Annotated in this window: 5 protein-coding genes; 4 read left to right on the top strand and 1 reads right to left on the bottom strand. The window is 74.5% G+C overall.

The window, feature by feature from the left end; translation table 11 throughout:
• From OG559_RS06330 to OG559_RS06315, 4 genes are all read left to right on the top strand, one after another.
• The gene (locus OG559_RS06330; protein ID WP_405113373.1) at window positions 1-948 is read left to right on the top strand and encodes a zinc-binding alcohol dehydrogenase family protein; all 948 of its coding nucleotides are present in this window, start codon (window positions 1-3) and stop codon (window positions 946-948) included.
• Window positions 949-953: 5 nt separating this feature from the next.
• Complete coding sequence (locus tag OG559_RS06325; protein WP_405113371.1) at window positions 954-5,822, top strand: amino acid adenylation domain-containing protein; 4,869 nt, start codon at window positions 954-956, stop codon at window positions 5,820-5,822.
• Window positions 5,815-7,080 carry an ATP-grasp domain-containing protein gene (locus OG559_RS06320; RefSeq protein ID WP_405113369.1) on the top strand — a complete coding sequence of 422 codons (1,266 nt, stop codon included), beginning with the start codon at window positions 5,815-5,817 and terminating at the stop codon, window positions 7,078-7,080. The genes OG559_RS06325 and OG559_RS06320 overlap by 8 nt, the downstream gene beginning before the upstream one ends.
• Before the next feature lie 123 nt (window positions 7,081-7,203).
• The gene (locus OG559_RS06315; protein WP_405113367.1) at window positions 7,204-7,929 is read left to right on the top strand and encodes a Clp protease N-terminal domain-containing protein; all 726 of its coding nucleotides are present in this window, start codon (window positions 7,204-7,206) and stop codon (window positions 7,927-7,929) included.
• A 74-nt stretch (window positions 7,930-8,003) separates the two neighbouring features.
• Here the strand turns inward: OG559_RS06315 and OG559_RS06310 are convergent, their stop codons facing one another.
• On the bottom strand, window positions 8,004-8,552 hold the full coding sequence (locus tag OG559_RS06310) for a hypothetical protein (protein WP_405113365.1): 549 nt from the start codon (window positions 8,550-8,552) through the stop codon (window positions 8,004-8,006).
• Window positions 8,553-8,658 lie beyond the last annotated feature (106 nt).

Genomic DNA, 8,658 nt, shown 5'->3' with positions numbered 1-8,658 from the left:
TTGCACGCGATCTCGTTGACCGGTCACGGCCCCGGAGGCCTGGAGATCCACGACGTACCGGATCCGGTCGCCGCCGGCAACCAGACCCTGCTCCGCGTCAGCAGCGCCGGCGTCAACTTCTCCGACGTCCACCTCGTCGAGGGGACCTACTCCCTCAAGCCGCCGCTGCCGTACCGCCCGGGGATCGAGGCAGTGGGCACCACCGCCGACGGCCGCCGGATGCTGGGCCGGGCCAGGCAGGGGGCCTGGGCGGAGGTGTTCGTCGCCGAACAGTTCCTCGACGTGCCCGACTTCGTCTCCGACCGGGCCGCCCTCGCGATGGCCACCCAGGGGTTCACCGCCTGGCACATCCTGCGGACCATGGCCCGGATCACCCGTGGGGACACCGTCGCGGTGATGGCCGCCGCCGGCGGCGTCGGGTCGATCGCCGTGCAGCTCGCCAAGGCGTGGGGGGCCCGCCGGGTGATCGGCGCGGCGTCCACCCCGGACAAGCGCGCGCACGCCGTCGCCCTGGGCGCCGACGAGACGGTGGACTCCACCACCACCGACATCGGCGCGGCCCTGGTCGAGGCGAACGGGGGCCGCATGGTCGACATCATTCTGGAGATGCACGGCGGTCCGCAGCTCGACTCGGCCCTCGCCGCGCTGGCCCCGTGCGGGCGGATGGTGATCTTCGGCGCGGCGTCGGGGGAGCCCGGCACCCCGATCCGGCCCGAGTCGCTGATGGCCGGCACCCGCACCATCGCCGGCTTCTCGGCGTACAACCTGGTCTCCGACCGGCACGAGGTGTTCCCGGAGACCATGGTGGGACTGTTCGGCATGATCAAGAAGGGCCAGCTCGACATGGAGACGGGCCGGTCGTACCCGTTCAGGGACGTGGCGCAGGCCGTGACCGACATGCGGGCGCGGGTCACGACCGGCAAGGTCAGCCTGGACTTCGCGGGCTGAGCCGGATGGACGCCGTCCCCGCCGGGATCCCCGCCGCCCTGTGCCGCGCCGTGGCCGCCCACCCCGACCGCACGGCGCTCGTCGTCGCCGACGACGCCCTCACGTACGCCGAACTCGGCCGCCGGGTCGACGCGGTGGCCGTCGCCCTGGCCGGGTACGAGGTGGGCCGGGGCGACGTGGTGGGCATCCGCCTCGACCGCTCCGTCGACATGGTGGTGGCCCTGTTCGGGGTGCTTCGGGCGGGCGCGGCGTACGTTCCGGTGGACCCGGCGCATCCGGCCCGGCGCCAGGCGGCGGTCCTCGCGGAGGCGGGCGTCACCCGGCTGATCACCGAACCGGGCACCCCGACCGGCCCGGACGTCGTGGTGCCGGAGCTGGCCGACGCGTTGCGCGGGAAGGTCACCGTCGACGCCGCCGCGCTCGCCCGGCTGCCCGAGGTCACCGCCGCCGACCTGGCCTACGTGGTGTTCACCTCCGGTTCCACCGGTCGTCCGAAGGGGGCGATGGTGCCGCACGGGGCGGTCCTGGCGCTGGCCGGCGGGCTCCTCGCGTGCGGGGCGGCCGGGCCGGGACACGACGTGGTGGCGTGGAACGCGGGCCTGTCCTTCGACGCCTCGGTCCAGCAGTGGTCGCGGCTGCTGCGTGGGGACACCGTGGTGCTGCTCCGCGAGGCCGAGCGGCTCGACCCGGCCGCGTTCGCCGAGGTGCTACGCGCCCATCGGGTCACCGACCTCGACATCACCCCCACCCACCTGCGGGCGCTGCTGCCGCACCTGGACCAGTGCGGGGACCTGCGCATCCTGGTCGGCGGCGAGGCCATCGGAGAGGAACTGTGGGCGGAACTGACCGCGCGGGCCGGGACGACGGCGTACAACGTCTACGGGCCGACCGAGTGCACCGTGGACACGGTGGTGGCCCGGGTCGGTGCGGCGGACCTGCCGGTGATCGGCCGGCCCCTGCCGGGCGTCCGGGCCCGGGTGGTCGATCCGGCGCTGCGCGAGGTGGGGCCCCAGGAACTGGGTGAGTTGCTCCTCGCCGGCCCCCAGGTGGCCTGGGGGTACCTGGGGCGGCCCGCGGCGACCGCCCTGGCGTTCGTGCCGGATGCCGGCGCCGGACCGGGCGGGCGGACATACCGCACCGGCGACCTGGTGCGGCGGCTGCCCGACGGGGACCTGGCATACCACGGACGCCGCGACCATCAGGTGAAGATCCGGGGAGTGCGGATCGAGTTGGGCGACATCGAGCACGCGTTGCGCCGACTGCCCGGGGTCACCGATGCCGTGGCGCTGGTCCGCGACAGCGCTGTCATGGCGGTGGTCACCGGGCGACCCGACCCCGGTGCCTGGCGCGCCGACCTGGCCGACGTCCTGCCGGCCGTCGCCGTACCCGCCGACCTGGTGGTCCTGGCGGCGCTGCCGCGCAACGCCAGCGGCAAGGCCGACCGGGCGGCCGTCTCCGCCCTGCTCCGCGCCGGCCGTCCGACCCCGGCCGACCCCGCTCCCGCCGCGCCGCCGATGACCGACCGGGAACGCTACGTCGCCCGGCTCTGGACGGAGGTCTTCGGGGCCCGTGACCTCAGCGCGGACAGCGAGTTCGCCGCGCACGGCGGGCACTCCCTGTCCGCGATGGTCGTCGCCGAGCGAGCGGCCCGGGAGACCGGACGGGCCGTCACCGTCGCAGACGTGCTGGCCGAATCCACCGTCGGCGGGTTCGCCGCCGTCCTGGACGTCCGGCCCGCCGCCGCCGCGCCGCCGCGCCCCGCCCGCCCGGCCACCGGGGGCCGGCGCAGCGCGCCGCTGGCTCCCCAACAGGAGGGACTGTTCCTGCTCCACCAGATGTACCCGCACTGCTCCGCCTACCACGTCCCGGCGCTGCTGCGCCTGCGTGGCCCGGTCGACCTGGATCGTCTCGACCGCGCGGTCGCCACCGTGCTGGGGCGGCACGCGGCCCTGCGTACCCGGGTCGGAATGGTCGCCGCCCGGCCGGTCCAACTGGTCGCGGACCCGCCGGGGGACGGCGGCCTGGTGGTGGCCGACCCCACCAGCACCGTCGAGGACTGGGCGGCCGAGTTGGTGCGCCGCCCGTTCCGGCTGGACACCGGCCCCCTGTTCCGGGCGGAGGTGCTGGTCACCGGAGCGGACACCTGCCTCCTTGCCCTGGTCGGGCACCACATCGTGGTCGACGGCTGGTCCATCGAGGTGATCCAGCGCGACATCGGCCGGGCCTACCGGGGCGAGAACCTCCCCGAGCCGGTGCAGTTCCCCGCGGTCGCCGCCGCCGCCCGCTCCCCGGAGCACCGGGCCGTGGTCGAGTCGGAACTCGCCTGGTGGCGCAAGCAGTTGGCCGACCTGCCCGGGCCGGTCCGGCTGCCGTTCGCCCGCCGCCGTCCGGTCACCCCCCGGTTCCGGGCCGGGCGGGTGGCCCACCGGCTCCCCGGACAGGTGTCTGCGGAGCTGCGCGACCTCGCGGTACGTAGCCGGGTGCCGCTGTTCCCCCTGCTCGCCCTGGGCCTGGCGACGGTGCTCAACCGGTACACCGGGCAGGACGACCTGGTCATCGGCACCCCGGTCGCGGACCGGGACGACGCGGACCTGGCCGATTCGGTGGGCTTCTTCAACAACTCGCTGGTCCTGCGCCTGGCCGTGGACCGGAACCGGTCGGTGCGGGACAACCTGCGCATGGTGGCCGACGAGGTCGCCACGGCCCTGGCCCACCGGCGCGTGCCCTTCGACGAGCTGGTCCGGGAACTCGCCCCGCCCCGGATCGCCGCGGCCAACCCGATCTTCCAGATCTGGTGCAACCTGCTGTCGTATCCGGCGACGCCGCTGGACCTCGGCCCGGGGACCCGGGTCGAGGTGCTCAGCCCGCCGTTGCCGGGGGCGTTGTTCGACATCTCGGCGTACTTCGTCGACGACCGGGACGGTGTCGGGCTGGAGCTGGTCTACGACCTGGACCTGTTCGACCACGACCAGATCGAGGCGGTGGCCGACGACTGCGTACGGGTGCTCGCCGACCTTCCTCGCGACGCTGCCCGGCTGCTCGGCGACGTCGGACGGGCCGACCCGAGCACGGTACGGTCTCCCTGGCGGGCGTACCCGCCGGTCACCTCGTCCGCGGCGGAACTCGGGCGTACCCTCCTGGCCGCCCTGCGGCGCACCGGGAACGCCCCCGCGGTCCTGGCCGGTGGCGAGACGGTGACCGGCGATCGGCTCGCCTCGACCGTCGTCGGTCTCGGGGCGGCGCTGGACCGCGTCGACCCCGGGCGGCGGCGTGCGGTGGCGGTGCTGGGTGGCCGGAGTCCGGCGCTGGTCGCGGCCCTGGTCGCCGTGCTGGCCGGAGCCAGGACGTTCCTGCTGGTCGACGCCGCCCTGCCGCCGACCCGCCGAGAGCGGATGCTGGCCGCCGCCGGTGACCCGGTCGTGGTCGATGCCACCGGTGACCGTCCGGTCGTGCGCCCGGACCACGCCGCCGGCATCCCGGCGGCTCGGGCCGGAGCGTCACCGGTGTCCGGTGCGGAATCGTTGCCTGCCGGGACGGCCTACCTCGCGTTCACCTCCGGCAGCACCGGTCACCCCCGGCCGGTGGCCGCCTCGGCGGCCCCGCTGGCGGCCCTGCTCCAGTGGTACCCGGCCGCGTACCGGCTCACCGGGGCGGATCGGTTCTCCGCGCTCGCCGGGGTCGGCCACGACCCCCTGCTCCGTGAGGTGCTGGTCGCGGTGGCGGTGGGTGCGCCGGTGCACCTGCCGGCAGCCTCGGAGGCCGCGTCGCCGACCGCGCTGGTCCGCTGGCTCGCCGTCCGGCGGATCACCGTTCTGCACCTGAGTCCCGCCCTGGGGCGGCTGCTCGTCGCGGCTGGTCAGGCGTCCGGCGTCCGGCTGGTCGACGTCCGACTGGTCGCCTTCGGTGGCGGCGCGGTGGACGCTCGGGACGTCGCTGGTATCGCCCGGCTCTGTCCCAGGGCGCGGGTGGTGTCGCACTACGGTGCCACCGAGACCCCCCAGGTGGCCGCCACGATCGACCACGGCCACCCCCGATCCCGGGAGACCGCCGACAACCGACCGCTGGTCGGCCCGGCCTCGCCCACCGCCGAGATCCTGCTCACCGACGACGACGGGCGCCCGGTGCCGGTCAACGTGGTGGGCGAGATCCGGGTCCGCAGCCCGTACCTGGCCCTCGGGTACCCGGGGGACCCGACCGGCACGGCCCACCGGTTCGGGCCGGATCCGCACGGCGAGAAGGGCGTGCGGCTGTACCGGACCGGGGACCTCGGGATGGCCCGGCCGGACGGCACCATCGAGTTCCGGGGCCGGGCCGACCGGCAGGTCAGCCTCAACGGCACCCGGGTCGAGCTGGACGAGATCGAGGCGGTGCTGCGGGAGCACCCTGACGTGACCGACTGTCTCCTGCTCGCCGACGGGCCCGACGGGGTCACCGCGTACGTGGCCGGGCCGCCGGAGCTGACCGGGGACGGATTGCGCCGGCACCTCGCCGACCTGCTGCCGGCCACCATGCACCCCGGTGACCTGCGGATTCTGGCGGCCATGCCGCTCACCCCGAACGGCAAGCCGGACATCGCCGCGCTGCGCGCGATCGCCGTCACGGCCACCGCACGCGCCGACGGGCCCATGGTGTCGCTGGTCGAGCGGGTCTGCGCCGCCGCCCTGGGCCGCGACACCCTCGGCCCGGATGTCAACTTCTTCGATGCCGGTGGTTCGTCGCTCAGGCTGATCGAGGTGGAGGCCCGGCTCAGCCGCGCTCTGGGCGCTCCCGTCGGGCTGGCCACCCTCTTCCAGAATCCGACCGTCCGATCGCTGGCGGCGGCCGTCGATCGGGTCGCGACCCAACCATCGAAAGGGAGTGTCCCGGGTGAGTAGTCCGGACGATCGGCGGGCCCTGATCCTCGTCGGGTACGTGCAGGGTTGGTTGCCGTTGCTGCGCCGCGCCGTCGGTGACCTGCGGGTGATCATCATTGAGGAGCCGGCCGTGGCGTACGCCCGGGGGGCCCGCGCCCACCTCGCCGCCCACTGGCCCGAGTGCGACCTGTACGAACTGGACTTCCGACGCCCGATGGCAGCCGACCTGTTCCACCTCTGGCATCCGGACCTGCGGATCCGGGCGGTCGTCCCGGTCGACGACGCGGGGGTGGTGTTCGCGGCGCGGTTGGCCCAGCGCCTCGGCCTGCCCGGCGCCGGACCGGCGTCGGCGGAGATCCTCGGCGACAAGTTCCTGCTGCGCCAGGTGGCGGAGGCCGGTGGCGTCGCCGGCCCGCAGTGGCGGCTCATCCGCTCGCCCGCCGACGCGGTGGCCTTCGCCGAGCGGGTTCCCGGCGGGCTGGTGCTCAAGCCGACCGCGCGGGCGGGCTCGTCCGGGGTGCAGATCGTCCCGGACGCCGCCGACGTTCCGGTGGGCTGGGAGCGGATGGTCGCCCCGCCCGCGCACAGCAGCACGCGCTTCCCGGCGGTGGAGTCCTACCTGGCCGAGCGGCGCATGGTCGGGCGGCAGTACAACGTGAACCTGCTGGTTCTCCGGGGAGAGGTGCTCTTCCGCAACGTCACCGCCACCGATGTCGCCCCGGGTGCGCATCCGGTGCCGGTGACCGAGACCACCGACCCGGACCTGCCGTCGGCGCAGTACGCCCAGCTGGTCGCCGCGGCGGAGCGGCTGGTCGCGGCAGTCGACTTCGACACGGGGTTCATCCACAGCGAGTGGATCCTGGAAGACGGCGTGGTCCGGCTGGTGGAGTGCGCGGGACGCCTCGCCGGCGGCCCGATCATGATGATGATCGGATACGCGTACTCCTACGACGTCGTCGCGGCGTACCTGGCGGTGATGTCCGGCGAGCCGCTGGACGTGGCCCCGCCGGCCCAGCCGCGCTCGGCCTCGATCCTGCTGACCAAGCACGTCCGGCCGGGGCGGGTGACGGCGATCACCGGCGTCGAGGCGGCCCGGGATCGGGATGGTGTCCTGGCTCTGGACGTTTTCGTCACCGAGGGGGACCAGGTGGGGGAACTGGTCTCTCTGCCGAGCGTGGCCGCCAGGGTGGTCATGCTCGGCCGGACCGTCGCCGAGGCCCGGCGGGCCGGCGAGGATGCTCTCGCCGTCCTCGACGTCAGCACCGCCCCCCCGGGATGAGCTGATGGCGTGGGTGGAGATCACCACCAGCCCGGTCGGGGAGGCGGGCGGGGCCGGGCGCGACGTCGGCAAATCGTCAACTCAGGGTTGACGACTGGGCATGCGTCAACCTATGGTTGACGCATGACGAATCCTGCCCAGATGTCCAGCTCGATCCGCCTCGACGACCTCATCGCGGGGATCAAGAAGGCCCACACCGACACCCTCGACCAGCTCTCCGGGGCGGTCGTGGTGGCCGACCACCTCGGCGACCTCGCCGACCACCTGATCGGCCACTTCGTCGACCAGGCCCGCCGCTCCGGCGCGTCCTGGACGGAGATCGGCCGCAGCATGGGGGTGAGCAAGCAGGCCGCGCAGAAGAGGTTCGTGCCCAAGGCGTCCACCGAGCCGTCGGCCCTGAACCCTGCCCGCGGGTTCGACAACTTCACCCCCCGGGCCCGCAATGTCGTGGTCGCCGCCCAGGAGGTGGCCCGCGCCGCCGGGAACGCCGAGATCCGCCCCGAACACCTGGTGCTCGGGCTGCTCGGCGAGCCCGACGGCCTCGCCGCGCGGGCGGTCGTCGCCCAGGGCGTACCGCTGGAGCGGTTGCGGGAGGCCGCGACCGCGGCCCTGCCGGCGCCGACCGACACGCTGCCCGCCCTGATCCCCTTCGACCCCGGGGCCAAGAAGGCGCTCGAACTCACCGTGCGGGAGGCGCTGCGGCTCGGTCACCGGCACGTCGGCACCGAGCACGTCCTGCTCGGCCTGCTGGAGGTGGAGAACGGTGCCGGCGTGCTCACCGGGCTCGGGGTGGAGAAGGCCGCCACGGAGGCCACCGTCGCCGAGGCCCTCGCCGCCGCACAGGAATAGAAGGGCCTCCCGCGCCTCCGGCGGGAAGGGCCTTCGCGCCGCCGCCCGGCGACCGCCGGGCGGCGACGGGGGCGTCAGGAGGCCGTGGGCGGCACCGGGGAGACAGGTGCGGCGGCGGGGAAGCCGTACCGGAGCGCGTGCTCGGGATCGGCCGGGTCGACCTGGCGGATGCCGGCGTCGGCGAGCCGCTTGTTGACCTCGTCGAGCTGCTCGCGGACCAGCCGGGCCTCCTCCTCGGTGACCCGGCCCCGGTGCGGCTTGCCGGCGTGCTCGATGGTGCCGTGGTCCGGCTTCTCGGCGCCCTTGCGCACCTTCGGCGGGCGGACCCGTTCGGCGGTCTTCAGCAGTTGGGCCATCGGCACGTCGGTGGCCATCGCGTCGAACTCGCTGGCGGTCAGCACCACCCGGCGGGGCTCGCCGCCGCCGTGCTGGTCGTGGATCTCCACCACCGCGACGTCCAGCGTGGCGTCGTCGATGCTCTCCACCTCGGCCGCGGTGGCGTCCAGCTGCACGGGGCCGGCGACCAGGTCGGGGTGCTCCAGCACCACGACGCGGACCACCTCGTCGTCCGGCCGCAGAACGGTGCCGCTGAAGTCGGAGACGTGGATCGTCTTCTTGCCCATGCGCGGAGCTTCTCCTGTCGATAACCGGAATTTCGGACCAGAAGAAGTTACCCGACAGGTGTGCGAAAACCCCGGCTGGACCCGGCCGGGTGTGTCGTCACCGACG

It is taken from the genome of Micromonospora sp. NBC_01405, assembly GCF_045040155.1.
Classification (GTDB): Bacteria; Actinomycetota; Actinomycetes; order Mycobacteriales; family Micromonosporaceae; genus Micromonospora.
The sequence above is the reverse complement of the archived record's forward strand: the minus strand, read 5'-3'. Positions and strand labels throughout refer to the sequence as shown.

Bases quoted from the DNA above. Each gene is read 5' to 3' on its own strand.
- OG559_RS06325 (WP_405113371.1), top strand. From the start codon at position 954: ATGGACGCCGTCCCCGCCGGGATCCCCGCCGCCCTGTGCCGCGCCGTG.
- OG559_RS06310 (WP_405113365.1), bottom strand. From the start codon at position 8,552: ATGGGCAAGAAGACGATCCACGTCTCCGACTTCAGCGGCACCGTTCTG.
- OG559_RS06315 (WP_405113367.1), top strand. From the start codon at position 7,204: ATGACGAATCCTGCCCAGATGTCCAGCTCGATCCGCCTCGACGACCTC.